The organism is Parvularcula bermudensis HTCC2503, from assembly GCF_000152825.2.
GTDB lineage: Bacteria > Pseudomonadota > Alphaproteobacteria > Caulobacterales > Parvularculaceae > Parvularcula > Parvularcula bermudensis.
Genome location: NC_014414.1, coordinates 2370287 through 2387857 on the forward strand (window position 1 = coordinate 2370287; position 17571 = coordinate 2387857).

The window sequence follows — 17571 nt, forward strand, 5'->3', positions numbered from 1 at the left end:
TGACGCTGGGGAGCGGGTGGACGTCATCACGCTCTAGTCGCTGACGTCCCCGCCCCCCTTTCCGGGGGACGCGGCGCTGCGGGTCGCACCGCCCTAGTCTGCTCAAAAGTGCTTAAGCCCCCTTCAACAGGAAAGGGCGACGCGAATACGCCGCGCCGCCCACTCACCGGTCACTAACGGGGATTAAGTGCCCGGCGAGATCCTCAAAAGCGTTGAGTGAAGGAAAGGCCCAAGCCAACACTGCTCACCGTGCCGAGCTGAGCCGACGAGTTCACCGACAAGCGGCCGCCGGGCCGGATCTCGGTGGTCAGCCCGCCTTCGAACTCGAACTGGCTCGATACCTCTTCGCCATTTGTTTCAAACGGCCCGTCAAAAGCCGTCGGCTCGGAGAAGCGCGATACAAACGTATGCTGCGTATCGCCGAAGTAATGCACGCCAGCCAAGCGGGCATGGGCGTTGAGCGTATCGGCAACGGCGTAGGACACTGTCGTACCGATCGCGATCTCGCCTCGTGTAAAGGATGCATCCTCAACCGAGAGGGCCGTCGCCTGGCCTTCACCGATCTCGAAGCCATCGATTTCCATCGATGAAACCCCGACGCCCACGAACGGATCAATCGAGAGATTGCCCTGCTTGTAAAGCGCGACCGAAAGCGCCGCTTGAGCATCGACACTACTGACGTCGCTCGATGCAGCCTGCTGGGTCAGCCGATCGCTGATCGGCTCGGCGGTCACCATGGTAAGGTTTTGCTCCCCCGTGGCGACGCCGACGAGGACGTTCAGATTACCGCTGGTGCCCAGCATGGTGACGGGCGCCTCCATCGACGCCGCAAGCTGGAACAGCTCACCATCCACATGGTCCGCAAGCGAGCTGTCTTGCTCGCCGTCGAACGAGGTGTAACCGACCGCAGCGCCAAGACGGACCGGTCCGGCCTGGTATCCAGACACCCCAAAGGCCAGGCGGTCTGCGTCGCCGCTGAAGCCTTGGAATTCGGGATCCTCGTCTTTGTCGAGGGAGAAGCGTTCCGCCGCTCCCCAGAGGTTGTGCTCACCGCTCACGGCGTCACGATTGTTCTGGCGCACGGCCGCCAGCAATGAGTCCTGTGCCGCAAGCACCGTACGCGCACTAATATCGAGCGCCTCGGGGGTGAGCTGCGTGAGGGCGTCGTTCAACACGGCGGCATCATCGATCGCGCCGATCGCCGTGATGAGTGTGAGCAGATCATCGTTCACCTCATCGAGGGTGAGGGTCGTGATGAGAGCGTCACCGGCATTGGCGGCATTTTCAGCAAGGCCGTCAATGTCGGACGCTGCGGCAAGAAAAGTCCTGAGGATCAGGTCCGCATTTGCCTCGTCCAGGATCAGATCGTTCGAGATCAGAAGGCCATTCTCAAAGTCGACATCGACGAATGAGCCGCTGATGACGCCATTCGCATCGATAATGCGAACGTCATTGGCGCCGAAATTCAAGGATCCCGAGATATCGGTCTGTAATTGCCCATCAAGGACAACATCGCCCGCCGAAATGATCTGGTCGAAACCGGTATTGTCGATTTCGACGACAAAGACGCTGTTCGACCCAAAAGTGACATCGCCATCAACCGTGAGTGTCCCCGGTGAATTACCGACATTGAGAAGGCCGTCATTCACGAAATCACCGACGATCAGCGAACCGTCGCGCGCCGTAAAGCTCGTCCCAGCGGCCACCTCGACCAGGGCTGCTTCCAGCGTCCCGTCGAGGACGTTCGCCCCCGCATTGAAGCTCACCTGGGTGAGCCCTTGGTGCACCCCTTCAAGCGTGATGCCCTCGCCATTAAAGGTGAAGACCTCAAACTGCTGCAGGCTATCGTCGACGCCGCCGGAATTCACAAGGGTTCGTGCCGCCCCTGAGAAATTGACCGTGTCGTTACCATCGCCACCAAAAGCGGTGGTGAAGCTCCCGCCTTGGTCGTTGAACACATCGTCGCCGCCGAGGAAGAAAACGCGACCGTCCAGCGTGCCGCCCGCCTCAAGGGTAAGTGCCATGCTGGCATCGACGCTTCGGTCGATGACCGACCCTGCAGGGCCTGTCACGACGGCGCCGTTGCGCACGAATACCTCAGATCCCGCTACAGTCGTGACATCGATCCCCCAACTGGTGCGGCCGTCCACAAGGCCCGCGACATCGACAAATGTCGACCCGGTACCGTCATTGATCGCCGTGATGGCATCGACATTATCAGTATTACCCTCCGCAGCCCCGATGACATCACCGGTGGCCACGATGCTGAGGTCACCATCGGTGCCTTGTCGCGCGAAGATGCCCTCGCCCGCATCGCCGATGGCCGACCCACTCATCGTGATTGAGACATCAGTATTCGCGGGCGCTGGCGCCTCCGCTTCTGGATCAACCACCACCACTTGGCGATTGACATTCTCGACAAAGATGGCCTCGACACCACCCTCAATATCCCCAGAGATATCGAGAGTGACCTGTCCTTCGCCTTCATGGTTGGCGAAGACACCCACAAAGTCACCTCTGACGCTGCCCGTTGTCGTCACCGAGATGTCACCGACCCCGGAATGCTCCGCTTCGATGCCCCGATCGCCGGCGGTCACAATGCCGTGCGCCTCGACGCTGATATTGCCGATTTCGTCATGGTCGGCGTTGATGCCGTGCTGTCCAATCTCAGTACCGCCGGTCACATTGCCGTTCGCGATAATAAGGATGTCGCCATTGTCGTTACCAAAGGCCTGGATTCCTTCATCGCCGCCAATCACGTCGCCATTGGTGATGATGGTTGTGTCACCCGCGCCGTTATTTTTGACGAAGATCGCGTCGCCCAGACCGCTGACAAGGCCATCCGTCACGATACGGACATTCCCGTCATCGAACACCTCCGCGTCTATGCCTCGGCTCTCGGCACTCGTGATATCGCCACTCGTTGTGATGCTCAGATCCCCCTGACCAAATAGATTGGCGCTAATCGCGGTTTGCTCGGCGTCGATGTCCGCGGTCGAAATGGTGAGCGAACCATTGGCAGCAGCGAGAACGCCAATAGTGCCGCTCAGTTCGCCCTGTGCATCGATGAAGGTGTCACCCGTTCCGAAATGGTTAACATCGAGGGCTATACCCTCGGAGGCCACGCGACCGAGGGTTTGAACGGATAGGTCTCCCTCGCCGCTCTGGTCAGCGAGGATACCGACATTCACCGCAAGGATACTCTCTGCACTGATAGAGAGAGAGCCGCTTTCAAAGGACTGAGCCAAAATGCCGACATCACTCGCGGTAATCGGTCCCGTGGCGGTGATGGTGGTATCGCCCTGTCCCTCGTGGGTAGCATCGATCCCGATATCGCCGCTGATCGCGCCATCAGCGGCAATACTGATATCACCTAACCCGGCATGCTCCGCCTCGATGCCTGAACCAATATTACTGCCGTCACTATCGCCGACAAGGTCTCCCTGGGCGGCAATAACAATATCACCGCTGGAGCTGATCGAGTTGATATTAGCCTCAATCGCATTGTCCGCAGCAGAAACAAGACCGGTCGTGGTAATCAGGACCGATCCATCACCGTTATGAGATCCTTCTACACCATCATTGTCGGCTGCAATGACATCAGCATTCGCTGTAAGAACGATGTCCCCCGTGCCATCGTGACTGGTCTCTATTCCATCCTGAGCCGCGTCAACAAGGGCATTGGTGATGACAACAATGTTCCCGGTCCCGTCGTGATCGACCTCGATCCCTTCGTTGCCGCCTTCAAGGAGTGTCCGGACAATATCGTTCGTTGTCACGACCACGTCGCCGACGCCGTTGTGGTCAATATCGAAACCGTCACCGCTCGTTGATGTCACCGCACCATTCGTCGTAATAATGATCGAGCCCGTGCCTTCGTGGTCGACGTCAAAAGCGTCACCCACTGATGTCACCTCGCCATTGACGATGGCGGTAAAATCACCAACGCCGAGAAGCTGTGCACTGATCGCTTCTGCGTTACTGTTGTCGGCGACAACATCTTCCACGATGAGGGAAATATCGGATGTCGCATCGACATTTGTATCGATTTCGATCGCTGCACTCTCGGCATCGATCCCATTCGTGCTTATTGTTCCTGTCGAGACGAAATTGACCGCTCCGCCCCCTTCGCTCGCCGTGATGACGACTGCCGATATGTCGTTATCCTCAGCAAGCGCACGAACGTCGGCAACGGAAGCGTTGATGGCGCCGGCGCCATTCTGCCCTATCACCAGGCCGGCTGTGTCCCCGGAAATTTCCCCTTCACTCACAAAGTCGATGCCGCCTTCGCCGCTATTTGAAAGGACGACGGCAATGTCCTCGCCCAGAATTTGCGATCCAGCGTTCACCAGATCGAACGACTGACCGAGAGGGCCGGAACTATCTAACTGAACAGTGGTCTCGGTACTGAAAAAAATCGCTGGGAGTTCGGCATTGCCTGCTGTGACCGCCACATTGTCGACATCAATGAACAAGGCATCGATGACGGCATCAGAAAGGCAGGTAACATTGTCACCAGGAGCGGCAATTGTGCCGATCGGACCATCGGACACACACTGAGCCGGGAGATTTTGGGCCGCTGCGCCCGGCACAATAACCCCGGGAAGCGCGGAAATGATTGCCGTTGCGGAGGCAGCGAGAAGGAACCGATTAAGAGAAGGCGATCGCAGCCTATCTGCAGGTTGTCTGTTGCCGGATGCGGTGAAGGTGGAAGTAGTGATAGCCATTTTCAGCTCTTGACCTCTAAATATCCGCAGGCCCGAAAGGTCGGAGGCCCTCCCCCGTTTCGGCCTGCTCAAAAGGTCAGTCGCGAGCCCAGGGGGATTGGTTCAAAAAAATTGCGCGGCTGATGCGGCTGTTCATCGGCGGGGAGCCGGGAACGCGATCACCGAGCATGGCAGGCCTAGGCGCGCATGACCGACAGCGCTGGGTGACCAGCGCAGCGCATTAAAAAAGGGGCCGTCGGCCCCTTTTCTGAACAATCATTTGCGCGAAGGAAAACTTTAAGGGGTTCCGAGCACCCCGCGGAAACTCAGCTGCACCTCGTCGCGCACGACACCGCGCAACCCGGTCATGCCAAAATCAGATCGGCTGACCGTCACCTGACCATTAAATCCCACCTCATGATGAGGACATTGGTTCAAGCCATCACAGCCGAGCTTGACCTCCAGCACCGCGGGCCGCGTGACCCCCTTGATTGTGATTGTGCCTTCGACGCGGCCTAGACCTTCGCCCTCGAACCCGGCGAGGGACCCCTGAAACCGCGCTTCGGGATGACGCTCAACATCGAACCAGGCCTCGCTCATCAGCATATGATTATAGCCACGATTGCCGGTCTCCACCGAGGCCAGATTGACGGCTGCGTCGATATCGATCCGGTCATTCCCGGCGTCGACGATCGCCACCGTTCCACCGAAATGCTCGAAGTTTCCGCGGACGTTCGGAAGACCCACAGGCTTTGCGGTAAATTCCACAACGGCCCCTTCGGGGGCGAGAGTGTAGTGCTGCGTTGGAAGCTCTCTCAGGGCCTCCATCGTCAGCGAGCTTGCCGGCGGCGCATTAAGGGTCGCACACGCCGATAACAGCGCGGCCGATATGACGAGGAACTGACGGGAGGGGGTGAACATGGGGATATACTCCATTGTGAAAGCCAATATCCCTCAGTCGCCGTGACTGTCCCTCCGGTTCAAAATTTGTCTTCGCTGATGACGGCAAGCACGGCTCACAGATATGCCGGTTATGGTGGGCCGGCGCGTCCCTCGTCACATTTTGAGGAAGGCCGCTCTCACAAGCCGCAGCTTTCCCTCGCGGATAACAACCCCGCACCATAGACCTCATCGTGACCCTCCTCTCCAAGATCGAGGGCTGTCTCCATCAGCGCGGCTGGAAGAATGGTTTCGGGATGCGCCGCCGATCGCCAGCGCTCATCCGACGCTAATTGGGCGGTGACAAAGGGGACCGCAAACGATGTCCCCGTTCTGACCCTATACCCCCCTTTGAGGGGGATAGCGACGTCGACGCCGGGCGCCGCGATATCGATATGCGCCCCACGAACGGCTTTGCGATAGATCCGAAGATCGGCATCGACGGCGGTCACGGCAACAACCTGCCGAAAGGCGGCGGGATAGCGCGGATCGACTTTCGGTCCGTCATTGCCGGCCGCCGCGACGATCACCATCCCCTGGGCCGCCACGCGCTGAATGCCCCGGTCGAGGATTTTGTTATAGGGCCCCGCAAGACTGATATTAACGATGCGAACGCCTTCATCCGCCAACCAATCAAAGGCTTGCATGAGGTCATCCACGCCCGCCGCCTCAGTTTCGGAATCGGCATGGATGACGACGGCATTATAAAGGTCGACATCGCGCAACCTGCCCTCGCCAACAATCAGGGCCGCGAGGGCCGTGCCATGCGCTGTGGTGGGGGCGTTCGCCTGAGGCGTTTTCGCGCCGAAAGACGCCGCCCTAATCGTCGCGGACCAGTCTTCGGCCATCGTCGTGTCGATTGCCGTGTCGATGATTCCGACTTTGACGAATGCTCGGCAGCCTTCATGGGGCCACCCGATCACCCGCGCGGGAAAGCTCTCCCAGTCATCCGTGGCGGCCTGCAGACGGTAGGCATGATTGACGCCTGCGGAGGCCTCCGGCTCGATGCTTTCGACCTCGCGGATGGCAGCGCCGCCGGACATCCCTTCGGGAATGATCAGGGTCAGCATGTAAAGGTTCAGCCCCGATAACGTCTCCTGCCCCCTTACACGGTAGCCACGGCGCTCAACCTCACGGCTCAGCGTTGTCAGTGCCGTTTGCGTATTGACCAGCACAATCAATTCACGATCGTCGACCACATCATCCGCATGCGCCTCGACGACCGTCTGGGGCGGCAGGTCGAGGGAATAGGTCTCACAGGCTGGGAGGACAGCCAGCGCAAGGAGGCCTGCAGCAACACCACTGATCATTTGCGGTTTCATCGCCTTTGTTCCTTCTCCCCCTTTGTCGGCCACCGGTCGAGAAAGTTCAAAATTGCCTTGCCGCCGTCAGCCACAATCTTCGTTGATCGCTGCCGAAGCCTTTCTCCTCGTACCGGGCAAAGTCGATACCGAAGCCAATGTCGCCGATCTTCGCGTTGAATGAAGCGCTCCATTCCTGCCCATAGGATCGCCCGTCGCGCGCTGCGGCAAAGTCGCTCCAGCTGATAGCCAGCGTGACGCCCCGCGCAGGGCCGATTTGGCCCAATGCCGCTGAGGTCGCCACCAACCATTCCCGCACGCCATCGGGCGGCGTCACGGCAAAGACATCCGTCATCCCCTGGAATTTGTGGTTCGTGCCCAGCGGCGTCTGAAAGGCGGCGGTACCGTCGTAGGAGCCCAGGCTCTCGTACCGATACCGCGCACTGAACGCCCCAACACGGCCACGGAAACCGACCAAGGCATAGGCGGCATCGCCCGCCTGTCCGTCCTGCGTCTGCTCGGCCGCTGCGGCCTCCCAATCAATCCCGACATCATCATGATCGGCTCGGCCAGCCAGTCGCACGCCGGTGGTCAAACTTTCGGTTGCCGGGCCATCGTCGACGGCGAAATCAAGGGCATAGAGGAAGGTCGTCGCTTGTCCAAGGCGTGTCGCCACACTCATATTCACAAGGGTGTTCTCGCCTTCAAGCGGGCCATGGGCAGATGCCGACCCCAAGAAACTGTTCACCTGCCAAACATAACTGATATCGGCGTTCCATCCCGGACGCGGCGACCAGGACAGCCGCGCGGCATCATAGGTCTGCTCATTCTGGCGGAAGCCCACCCTACCGACGAAGCGTTCGTCATCGAGGGCGATGTGCTGACGCCCCAAAGTGAGATCCAGGCCCTCGGCAGCCTTGTACAGAAGCTGAGCCCTGTTGACCTCCAGGGTCTCCCGGTCGGGGATAACCGGCTGGAAGGCCCTCACCTCTGTGCCGTCGGCATAGTCATCGCCCAGAGCGGCCACCCCTTCGGCCTCCACCAAAGCCCATAGCGTGGGGGACAGGGCCGCTTCGATCGAAGCTCTCGCAGCGAGCGTGACAGCAAGGCTTTCCTCTCGGAAGGCCTCATCGTCCACCTGTTCGAGACGCAGGCGGGCATCCCCGTTCAGTCGTGGTGTGAGGGTCTGCGCCATGGCCGGCGTGAAGAGCGCCATAGCTGAGCCGAAGGCGGCAATCGCACGCCCCCTACGCCGCGCCATGGATCTAAGTTTGAACCCTTTGCCCTTAACCGGCGACCGATATAGGACAAAGGTCGATGGCATCACCGAACGCGCATCATCGGCCGGAAGGAGCCTCTTATGTCGGACGATCCCATTACGGAAGAAGAACTTCAGGCCTTTGCGCATGGCCGACTGGCGGGAGACCAGGCAGATACCTTGCGCCAGCGCATCGAACAAGACCCGGAGTTGCGGGCACAAGTGGCGATGATCCGGCAACTTGCCGATGATCCGATGTGCGATCACCCCTTCCCCGGAGAATTTGGCTGGGCGAGGCTGACCCGCGCGATGGACGCTGAGGACAGAAGGTTGCACACCGTCCCGGTGTGGCAAAAGCCCATTCCTCTGTGGCAGGCGGTCGCGGGCGTAGCCGCCGCCTTTGTCCTCTGGCAGGTCGGCAGCACCACTATGGTCGGACCGAGCGAGGGTCGCTATCAAACCGCGAGTGGAGACGCGATGAGCATAGCAACCCTCCGCGTTCGTATCGATGATAAGATGACAATCGGTGAGTTGAACGACCTTCTCCAAGAAATCGATGCGGTCGTGATCGACGGGCCCGGGGCCAGCGGCCTTTACCAGCTGTCCTTTGTCGACGAGGCTTCCCGTCAAGCCGCTCTCCCCACCCTCAAGGCGGCGACGAAGCGGGTACAGATTATTGAGTGATCGCTCCTTAGCCATGCGCCGTTTTACCTGCCAAACAGTGCATAAGGAGCTTCTTGGCATGATGCAGACGGGTCTTGATCGTGCCGAGGGGGCAGGCCTCAATCTCGGCGATTTCATGGAGGGGCAGGTCACGGAAATAGGCGAGCTGTATCGCGGCACGGTGGTTTGGGCGTAACCTCTCAACGCATTCTCGCAGGTGGCGCGCATCCTCCAGGGTCGAGAGCACGGTGTCCGGGCTCGGTGAGCCGTCGGGGATCGTCTCATCAGGCTCCGATAGGACCGTGCGTCCTGTACGCCGAAATCGGTCAATAGCCTTGTTCCGAGCAATGCCGAACATCCAGGTCCGCGCTGAGGACCGTCCCTCAAACGTATCAGCGCGGCGCCAGATCTCCATCATCGTCTCCTGGAGGGCGTCTGCGGCTTCGTGGGCGTCGCGAAGACGGGTCTGGATAAATCGATGGATGTCGGGCCCATGTGTATCGTAAAGTACCCGCATCGCGTCCCGATCGCCCCCACCGATCCGCTTCAGCAACACCGCCGCTTCGTCGGTCTCAGGCATCAGATGTCACTCCACCCCTGAGCGTTTGCTCAGCTCGTCTGGCCCCGTTCCGCGCACTATAAGAGAAGTTCGATCTTTTGCAGCCCCCCAAAAGGGGCATTGAGGCTCGTGATGACGCGTGAGTGTACTCCCTCGGCGCGACGAATGCCGCGGGTCGCACCGCCGCTTCTGCTCCCGTCATCCGGCGCCTCGATGGGCACCCTGCCCACCGCTCAGTCCCCTATTAAGGGCGCCTGGGAATCTTTTCTATCGACCGAATGAAGGACGTAGATGACGATATTCTCATCCGACGATCAGAATACGCGCGCCCCCCTCCTCCCTCTCTTTCGAGACTCCTTCACACCGTCACGTCAGGCCGGGCGGAGGCTGAGAAGGTCCGACAGCCGCTTGAACGCATCGCCCGCCGTGCGGCGCCGGTGCGGGACCGGTTTATCGATCCATCTGACATCTCGGACGTACACCCCCCTCGTACTGGCCAACCGCCGGGATCAGTGTGCTAACATCTACCGAGCTGGTCTAAAATTTGGAGACGGACGAAGAGGCCAGCACGTATAATGTCTATGCGTCGACTGCTGGAACTTTTGGCCCACTTGGCGTGAATTTGCGGTTCCAGACCGAAGCAATCGGGGATGACAGCGAGGTAAGGCAAGCTGCGCATCGGACGGGGTGATAATGGTCGCCGAGGGCCCGGCCCAGCGTACCGAGCCGATCCTGTCGCGCTGTTTCTCTGGTGTTTTGGTACCGCCTCCCCGGTTCGAACGGGGGACCTCTTGATCCACAATCGAAATTCAGGCGTTGCAGTACGCCGTCTACAAACCGTCCGATCCACCTAACCCATTGGTCTCCACTACGGTCGTTGATGGAAAGGATGGAAGGCCTTGGCTATCGGTTTGCTTCCGCTGTGCGCTATATGCGCGCTAAATTTCTGCTCGACCGGCACGCTTCGAAACGAGCACGATCGCGATCGTCCGCTTTGGGGCGATGGCGGTCGGGGCCTCAGGCCAAAAGAGACCGTCTACGATGTGACCCCGCCGCCCATCACGCTTCGATGTAACTGCTGCTCAAGCTACCTAGGGTCCACCACGGCTGCGAGATTCAATGAAAGCGCCTAACTGGTGTAGGGCCCAACTGATGACCGTTCGGACACAGGGAATGGAGCGTCAACTGAAACCCGGACGCAGCTCAATTCCCGATCGCTGGGCCCGTCTTCTGAAATCGCAAAAACGCCAGGATCAGGACGGCAGAACCAGTCACCTCCACGGCGATCATGTTCAGCGGCAGTGATGCGCCGTGGAATTGCCAGGCAAAGATCCGCCCCAGCATCGCGATGGCGATGAGCGAAAGCGCCGGCAACAGCCAAACCCGCTTGCCCGTCAAAAGCGCTACCACCATGCATCCGCCCAAGACGAGGAAGAACGAGGCGAGATCGCCGATCTGCGTACTGAGTCCAGCATCACTCAGCAGCATCATATCGAACTGTGTACTTACGGTCTCCGGCACGATCCACCAGCCAAGTCCCACAAGAAGGAACGAGGCGCCGTACGCGCCGACCAGGATCTTCAAGAGCATCGTTATTGCTGAAAGCCTCCGCCAATCGTTTGACGATCCGGGTCCGCCTTAGAAAGGCGTTTGCAGACCCAAGACAGGACCGGACAGTTTGGCGTCGACATCGGTGGGTCCGAACTCGCGCTCAATCGACAGCTCGCGATAGCCGCCGAGCACAGACCACCTATCGTTGATCCGATATCCGACCCCGCCAAAAGCCTGCCAGGTTAAGTCGGCAGAGTCGCCTATACCAAAGCCGCCAACTTCTCCGAACGCCACGCCGTACAGCTTTGGACCGTAGTTGCGGTGCAACCGGGCGGCGATCACGAGATCCACCCACCCCCCATCGTCTGTATAGGACGCACTTGGGGTGTCGCTGAGGCCAACTAGCCGGGTCTCGATGGCCGCGTCGGTGTACCGGGCACCGCTGCCAAGCTCGAACCGCGTGTTGGGGCCGTCGATGACGGCGTAGGACGTATAGGCGCTCAGCATGGTGACCCGGCTCTCAACTTTCACCAGCGAAAACATACCGCCAAGCGGTGATGCGTCCTCAGTCTCGAGATCCGCGAAGAGGAGGTCTGCGGTGAGGGACCACCGACCGTTTCGGGCGTCGATCGCGCCGAAAAAGGCCATATCGAGCGAGTCCACGATATCGCCGAAGTCGGCGTCAGCTTCGATCTCACCGAGGGGTATTTCGACTGTCGTGGAGGCGCCAGGGAACCAGGCGTAGAACGTGGTCATCACGTCCCAGTCGTTTTGGGAGAAGGCGGGGGTGGGGAAAGCAATAGCAAGTAACAAAAGTACCCGTTTAATCAACATTACGAAAGCCCTCCGTAAAAAGAGTTCAGAGTTGAGATACATAACACGTCAGCTTCTTCACAGTGCAGCGGCGACTGGCTTCAAGATCGATCCGTTTAATGACCACCGAGTTGTCGCACGATCATCGGTGCCCCGACCGTCCCTCACTGACGTTCTCGTTACGCGCTTGAAGTGAGCGCCTTCACTTCCTTTTCCTCAATCGTCTGTTGTTGAGAAAGCTCAGCCCGGGCCAAAGACTATTCATCACTGACCAACCACAAGACCGGCACGGTCGCTATCCAACGGCCTATCTCGAACGATCCGGAATCCGAGATGGGCCGTACTAAAATCGGGCTCAAAAGCCTCTCGAGCCGCAGCGCGATAGCGGCGACAATAGTTTTTGCTACACAGGAATGAGCCGCCTTTGATCGTGAACCGCGGCGTGCCTGCGGCAAAGGGACTATCGGTCCATTCCCAGACATTCCCGATCATATCGTAGGCCCCGATGCGGCCTGGCCGGTAGCAGCCGACGGGCGCCGTGCCGATGAACCCGTCCTCGGCGGAGTTGATGAGGGGGAAGATCCCTGTCCAGACATTGGCACGGGCTTCGCCATTGGGACCACGCATCCCTGAGTCCGGATCATTCGGATCGAAAAGGCCAAGGCTGGCCGCGTATTCCCATTCGACCTCGGTCGGCAGGCGCCCGCCTACCCATTCAGCATAGGCGTGCGCATCGGCCAATGAGATGTGTACCACCGGATGCAGCGCGAGACCATCAAGCGTCGACCCCTCACCGCCTGGTGTTCGCCAACTGGCTTCAGGATCAAGGCGCCACCACGACATCGGGTTCTGGGGTGTTACGGTGGTGCGGAACTGCGCTGAGCCGCCATTTCGCTCCGCGTCCGTGATATAGCCAGTTGCTTCGACGAACCGCGCAAACTGACTGTTTGTAACTTCATGGACCTGCAGCTCAAACGGCGAGACGAAAACCCGCTCCGGCCGTCCCTCTTCCGGATAGACCGGATCAGCCGCTTTGACGAACCCACCGCCCGGCACCTCGATGAAACCTCCGAGTTCGTTCGACGTGAGACAGGAGGGCGGCGACGGCGGCATCACCCGCGGCCAAAAGGTAATAGCCGCAACAGCTAACAAGCCAGCGCCGCCGATCAGGAGGCCGGTGCGTCTGTTCATGGTCGGGAGCCTAAGGTTCTACGTTTCTGCATTTAGGGCAATGAGACAATCATTGGACAGTGTATTTCAATGTGGCGAGCGCAATGCCAAGACTGCCCACCGACACCGCGCCTATCACCGGGTGCCACGCATCGCGGCTGACGACCCAGCCGACACGCGCGCCAAGCGTCACCAGGAGGAGGACGCAGAAGGCTTGCGAGAGGGAGAACGCGACGGTTGCGGGCAGCCATCCCAAACCCACCGCGACGAACAGAGCCGTCGGCACATTTACGACACTGATCATCGATTGACCGCCGGACCAGGCAGCACAGATCGCGGTGACCGTCAGCACCCGCTCCCCGGTTTCGACCGCATGGGACAGGAGAACCGCAAGTCCCCTCGCGAGAGTCATGGCGAGGACGGAACCAAACAGGATGAGGGCCGGCCGAAACGGCGCGTCTGACCGAAACTCCAGTGCCATCAAGACACTGAGGACCATGATCGCGCCGTATATCAGGCCGAAGGATGCCTTCTCGAACGTCTTCCAGGCGAGATGGGGCAAGAAGGTAGGTGCCCTCATTGCTCATCAGTCCCCGCCGGTTCGCCTGTTTCGTCTGTTCAGCATATTATCGATTGCTCTCGGTCGCCATCTTTTCGAGGATCCGATGTGCCGTCTCGTAGCCACTATTTTGATTTTGGCCGGTGATGATGTTGCGATCGATCGAGGTATGGGTCGTGAACGGATCGAACCAGGCGTGCTGACATTCAAAAAGGGCCCCCGCTTTGACAAGCTCTTCCTCCGGGTGCTTCGGCGTGACGGCAATACCGAAGCTATTGATCTGATTGTTGGTCACGCCAGTCACGCGGCGCCCTTTGACAAGAAGCTCCCCGTCGAGCCCCTTCGCTGAGACCAGACCCAGCGCACCGTGACAGACGGAGCCCAGGATCTTGCCCGACGCATTCGCTTTCGTGACCAGCTCAGCCAACACGTCACTCTGCGCGAGATCGTAGGCGGCGCCCCATCCGCCAGCCATGAAGATCACGTCGTAGTCGTCGGGATCGATCTCCGCCACCGGCTTGGAGTTTTTCAGCTTTTTCATCGCCGCAGCGTCCGCCATGAACCGCTTATCCTCCGCACACGCGAGCGGCCACGACCAGGAGGGCGGCTGTATCGGAATTTCTCCGCCCTTGATCGACGCCATATCGACATCCAGTCCCGCGTCGATGAAGGCATAATAGGGCACCGTGAATTCAGACCCAAAGGCGCCGGTCTTGCGGGGCGTCGGATCAAGCTTGTTATGGCTGGTGCAGATGACGAGGGCGCGCCGGCCTTTCAGATCGAAGGGCGGGACCGTGTAGTGCCGGTGCAGCCCCAAGGCCTGAAGGAGGCGAGGAAGAAGGAAGTAGGTCGCCACCGCGAGGATCAGCAGAGACACGAGGATAATGAAAAACAATTGCATTGAATGGCCCTTTCAACAGCGATGCGGCAGTGATCTGATCGACGGAGAGGTCAGGCGCTGCGACCCCGCAGCCACTGACGCCCAAACTTGAGTCCGAAGACCCCAGCTGCGGCGATGACGAGGAGAAAGCCCACCATATGCGGCCAGTATTTGTGGATCACTTTCGAGGTGAGATTGGTGGCCAGCACTTCAATGGCGTACTCGCCCGGCCCCACCTCATAGACACCCACGTCCTCTGCATAGGAACGATATTCCGCCAGCATATCCTCGAAGAGTGCCGGGTTCTCCCCTGACAGATCGATGGTTTCGCCCGGATCCACGGACAGATCGTAAAGGCGCCATTGCGCATCACCCAGCGGCGGAGTGTTGCGGGTGATCTTCCATTTGCCGCGATAGAGGGCCGCATTGCCGCTCACCTCAAACGCGAAACTTTCATCATCCGTATAGGTAATATCTGTCTGGCCTGAGAGCATCGGCAGCACGCTCCGCCCATAGAACTGAGCTGGGTCGTAAGAAACGTCAGCCACGTCGAGTATTGTCGGCACCAGATCCGCCACGTGAACAGGCGCGTGCTCGACGCCAGAAGCGGGAATGCCCGGACCAGCCACGACCATCGGGACGCGCAGGCCGCCCTCGCTGCCATAGAACTTATACAGATCGAAGGGAGCGGAGAGTACGGACGCCCATTCGGGGCCGACCGCTGTCACGCTTTTCCGCTGCCCCAGATTCTCGAAGGAGGTGTCGAAACCCTCCATCCATTGCACAATGCTAAGGCCGACACCCGCGATGCCGTCGAGGCTCGTCTGGCCAGACTCCGCGCCGTTATCAGACAGCACCATGACGATGGTGTTCTCAAGCTGGCCCGTTGCCTCCAGATGGTCGAGGAGGCGGCCAATGTGATAGTCGGCAGCCTCCATCATGCCGGCATTCACCTGCATTTCGCGGGCCGAAACAGCTTTTTCCTCCGCTGACAGATCGTCCCATGCCCGATGGATCTCTGGCACCTCCGCCAACGTGGTGGTCGGCGGCACAAGGCCACGGTCAATCAGGCGGCGCAGGCGTTGCTCCCGCATCTCATCCCACCCGGCCTCAAAGACGCCGTCATAGCGGTCGACATACTCGCGCGGTGCCTGGATCGGCATATGTGCCGCCTGTAGCGAAAGATAGCCGAAGAACGGCCGATCCGGGTCGCCTTGATCGACATACTCGATCATCTTGTCGACCAAGGTCTTTGACGAATAATAGTCGTCCGGGAGCGTCGTCGGCTCTCCGTCCTCGAACCATTCGACCGAGTGGGAACCGGGCAGGTAAGGCTTAGCGTCGTAATTACCGCCGCCGGTGGCATCCATAACGAAGGAGCGCTGAAAGCCGAACTTGCTTGGAAGGTTCGCGCCGATTTCACCGATGCCCCATTTCCCGCTAACATAGGTCTGGTAACCGGCGTCAGACAGTATGGTGCCGATTGTCTCTTGATCGGGCGCCCATCGCATCGAATAGCCGGGGGCTGATCGCATATCCTTCGTCACCGTCTCCACCAGCGTCCCCATGCCGACTTGGTGGTTGTCCATCCCCGTCATCAGCATGGCGCGCGTCGGCCCGCAAAACGGCGACGTATAGTACCGAGACAGAATGATCCCGCGCTCCGCAAGCTCGTCGATCCGGGCCGTGCGCGCATCCGCACCATAGGCGCCAAACCCGCTGAAACCCACATCATCGAACAGCACAAGGAGGATGTTGGGCCGATCATCCTGCGCATAGGCTGGTACCATGCCGAACGCCGAGACCGCCAACGCGGTGATGGTGACCAGTTTCCGCATCTCTCCAGTTCCTCTCATCCTAGGTGAAATATCAGCTTGGGTAATGCGCCCTGATCTCAGAACGCAGCGGGATCAGTACCATCGCGCCAGACGAGAACGTCCGTATTGGGATTGAGGTCCTCGTTCGGGTCCGTCAGGCCACCTGCCGCGAAAGACACCCGCACCGGCGTGCCTCGCGTGTCGAGACAAAGCAGGTGGTTGTTGTCCCCATCGGTGAGGTCGGCAAGGGCGAAGGGCGTGACTTCACGCTCCCCGCCTTCAGGAAGGGCGATGGTCACCTTGTACATCTCCCGTTCGAGGTCGCCGGGTTCCGCGCCGCCGGGCTTGGTCACCCCACCCGCCCAGGTCGCGCGCACGACTTGCTCGGTGTCGATCGGGCACCGGCTGCCGCCGCCCCAGACGAGCGACGTGGCCTTCTGGCCCAGTCCCCATTGAGCGGGCGGGACAATTTCGGCCCAGACAAGGGTGGGCCCGGGTTCGAGCGGGATGGCGTCGACGCTAGCGCCTTTGAAGTTGATGGTGTTGTCGAGGGAGAGGACGTTTCCGACGATTTCCACTATCACCGGAGGGTCTTCCGCACTCCCATATTCGCCTGCCAGCAAGGCGGTCCGCAACTCACCCGGATCATCCGCAGGCGCCAGCGTCAGGCAGGCAACGTGACCAATTTTGCCAGACGCCGTGGTCACGCGGAAATCACCTGGTTCGAGCGTTGTCTGGTCGACTTCATGGGAGAAGATCACCGGCATCCCGTCGGCGCCGCCTGCCCCTTCACACGCGACGCGGTCCGTCCGCCCCGCGGGCAACGCATTGTCCAATCCGAAGAAGGCGGAGAGGAGCTTCGCCTCTCGCCCATCGCTGTGGCGAGTGTTGGAAACGTCCGTTGCCGTCGTGTCTTCCTGAGCATAGGCGTCGAGCGTGCGCTCATACCGGGCGATGCCGGTTGCCATGGTGAGCGTTTCGCAGCCCACGAGGCTCGAGGCCCCAACGATCAATAGCGCGGCCTTCGCCCTAACGCTTGAACAAGTGACCATATCTTCAGCTCCCCAACTGAGACTGGCAGCTATAGCTACCCGCTGCGTTCCCGCGATCGTGCCGTAGTCAAACCTTTAACGATAGCGCAGGGCTCCGTGCGACGCGCTTATATCATTCCCCTAGTAGGCTGCGGAAAACGGATGCAGTAGCTCCAGTGCGGCCAAAAACTATTCATTTTTGACCTCCGTTCTTTGGAGGGCAGCCGCGTCGCGGAACGCGCGAGGGGTCATGCCGGTCCATCTCCTGAAGCTCCGGGAGAAATTCGATGGCGTATCGTACAAGGTCTTGTGCGATCAGACTAA

14 protein-coding genes are annotated in these 17571 nt (G+C 59.9%); 1 reads left to right on the forward strand and 13 read right to left on the reverse strand.

Annotated elements, in window-relative coordinates:
• Nucleotides 1-203: 203 nt before the first annotated feature.
• From PB2503_RS11115 to PB2503_RS14735, 4 genes are all read right to left on the reverse strand, one after another.
• Nucleotides 204-4727 carry an autotransporter domain-containing protein gene (locus tag PB2503_RS11115; protein WP_013301353.1) on the reverse strand — a complete coding sequence of 1508 codons (4524 nt, stop codon included), beginning with the start codon at nt 4725-4727 and terminating at the stop codon, nt 204-206.
• A gap of 276 nt (nt 4728-5003) precedes the next feature.
• On the reverse strand, nt 5004-5642 hold the full coding sequence (locus tag PB2503_RS11120; RefSeq protein WP_013301354.1) for a YceI family protein: 639 nt from the start codon (nt 5640-5642) through the stop codon (nt 5004-5006).
• A 143-nt stretch (nt 5643-5785) separates the two neighbouring features.
• Nucleotides 5786-6967, reverse strand: a complete 1182-nt coding sequence (locus PB2503_RS11125; protein ID WP_013301355.1) for a S8 family serine peptidase — start codon at nt 6965-6967, stop codon at nt 5786-5788.
• A 46-nt stretch (nt 6968-7013) separates the two neighbouring features.
• On the reverse strand, nt 7014-8207 hold the full coding sequence (locus PB2503_RS14735; RefSeq protein WP_049782008.1) for an alginate export family protein: 1194 nt from the start codon (nt 8205-8207) through the stop codon (nt 7014-7016).
• 99 nt (nt 8208-8306) lie between these two features.
• Between PB2503_RS14735 and PB2503_RS14740 the strand changes: the two genes are divergently transcribed.
• Nucleotides 8307-8888, forward strand: a complete 582-nt coding sequence (locus PB2503_RS14740) for an anti-sigma factor (RefSeq protein ID WP_013301357.1) — start codon at nt 8307-8309, stop codon at nt 8886-8888.
• A gap of 7 nt (nt 8889-8895) precedes the next feature.
• Here the strand turns inward: PB2503_RS14740 and PB2503_RS11140 are convergent, their stop codons facing one another.
• From PB2503_RS11140 to PB2503_RS15185, 9 genes are all read right to left on the reverse strand, one after another.
• Nucleotides 8896-9447 carry an RNA polymerase sigma factor gene (locus PB2503_RS11140; protein WP_013301358.1) on the reverse strand — a complete coding sequence of 184 codons (552 nt, stop codon included), beginning with the start codon at nt 9445-9447 and terminating at the stop codon, nt 8896-8898.
• Nucleotides 9448-10629: 1182 nt separating this feature from the next.
• On the reverse strand, nt 10630-11016 hold the full coding sequence (locus PB2503_RS11145) for a hypothetical protein (protein WP_013301359.1): 387 nt from the start codon (nt 11014-11016) through the stop codon (nt 10630-10632).
• A gap of 48 nt (nt 11017-11064) precedes the next feature.
• Nucleotides 11065-11811, reverse strand: a complete 747-nt coding sequence (locus PB2503_RS11150) for a hypothetical protein (protein WP_148235268.1) — start codon at nt 11809-11811, stop codon at nt 11065-11067.
• 243 nt (nt 11812-12054) lie between these two features.
• Nucleotides 12055-12981, reverse strand: a complete 927-nt coding sequence (locus tag PB2503_RS11155) for an SUMF1/EgtB/PvdO family nonheme iron enzyme (RefSeq protein ID WP_013301361.1) — start codon at nt 12979-12981, stop codon at nt 12055-12057.
• 49 nt (nt 12982-13030) lie between these two features.
• Nucleotides 13031-13540 (reverse strand): hypothetical protein, encoded by a 510-nt coding sequence (locus tag PB2503_RS11160; RefSeq protein ID WP_013301362.1) that lies wholly within the window; start codon nt 13538-13540, stop codon nt 13031-13033.
• Nucleotides 13541-13586: 46 nt separating this feature from the next.
• Entirely contained in the window at nt 13587-14420 is an 834-nt protein-coding gene (locus PB2503_RS11165; protein ID WP_013301363.1) for a type 1 glutamine amidotransferase domain-containing protein, read from the reverse strand.
• A gap of 50 nt (nt 14421-14470) precedes the next feature.
• Nucleotides 14471-16237, reverse strand: coding sequence for an arylsulfatase (locus PB2503_RS11170; protein WP_013301364.1), 1767 nt, complete (start codon nt 16235-16237; stop codon nt 14471-14473).
• A 56-nt stretch (nt 16238-16293) separates the two neighbouring features.
• Nucleotides 16294-17268 (reverse strand): hypothetical protein, encoded by a 975-nt coding sequence (locus PB2503_RS11175; RefSeq protein ID WP_013301365.1) that lies wholly within the window; start codon nt 17266-17268, stop codon nt 16294-16296.
• 168 nt (nt 17269-17436) lie between these two features.
• Nucleotides 17437-17550, reverse strand: coding sequence for an AraC family transcriptional regulator (locus tag PB2503_RS15185; RefSeq protein WP_420798248.1), 114 nt, complete (start codon nt 17548-17550; stop codon nt 17437-17439).
• Nucleotides 17551-17571 lie beyond the last annotated feature (21 nt).

Excerpts from the sequence above, each read along its gene's own strand:
- PB2503_RS11115 (WP_013301353.1), bottom strand. The coding sequence starts at position 4,727 with ATGGCTATCACTACTTCCACCTTCACCGCATCCGGCAACAGACAACCT.
- PB2503_RS11120 (WP_013301354.1), bottom strand. The coding sequence starts at position 5,642 with ATGGAGTATATCCCCATGTTCACCCCCTCCCGTCAGTTCCTCGTCATA.
- PB2503_RS11125 (WP_013301355.1), bottom strand. The coding sequence starts at position 6,967 with ATGAAACCGCAAATGATCAGTGGTGTTGCTGCAGGCCTCCTTGCGCTG.
- PB2503_RS14735 (WP_049782008.1), bottom strand. The coding sequence starts at position 8,207 with ATGGCGCGGCGTAGGGGGCGTGCGATTGCCGCCTTCGGCTCAGCTATG.
- PB2503_RS14740 (WP_013301357.1), top strand. The coding sequence starts at position 8,307 with ATGTCGGACGATCCCATTACGGAAGAAGAACTTCAGGCCTTTGCGCAT.
- PB2503_RS11140 (WP_013301358.1), bottom strand. The coding sequence starts at position 9,447 with ATGCCTGAGACCGACGAAGCGGCGGTGTTGCTGAAGCGGATCGGTGGG.
- PB2503_RS11145 (WP_013301359.1), bottom strand. The coding sequence starts at position 11,016 with ATGCTCTTGAAGATCCTGGTCGGCGCGTACGGCGCCTCGTTCCTTCTT.
- PB2503_RS11150 (WP_148235268.1), bottom strand. The coding sequence starts at position 11,811 with ATGTTGATTAAACGGGTACTTTTGTTACTTGCTATTGCTTTCCCCACC.
- PB2503_RS11155 (WP_013301361.1), bottom strand. The coding sequence starts at position 12,981 with ATGAACAGACGCACCGGCCTCCTGATCGGCGGCGCTGGCTTGTTAGCT.
- PB2503_RS11160 (WP_013301362.1), bottom strand. The coding sequence starts at position 13,540 with ATGAGGGCACCTACCTTCTTGCCCCATCTCGCCTGGAAGACGTTCGAG.
- PB2503_RS11165 (WP_013301363.1), bottom strand. The coding sequence starts at position 14,420 with ATGCAATTGTTTTTCATTATCCTCGTGTCTCTGCTGATCCTCGCGGTG.
- PB2503_RS11170 (WP_013301364.1), bottom strand. The coding sequence starts at position 16,237 with ATGCGGAAACTGGTCACCATCACCGCGTTGGCGGTCTCGGCGTTCGGC.
- PB2503_RS11175 (WP_013301365.1), bottom strand. The coding sequence starts at position 17,268 with ATGGTCACTTGTTCAAGCGTTAGGGCGAAGGCCGCGCTATTGATCGTT.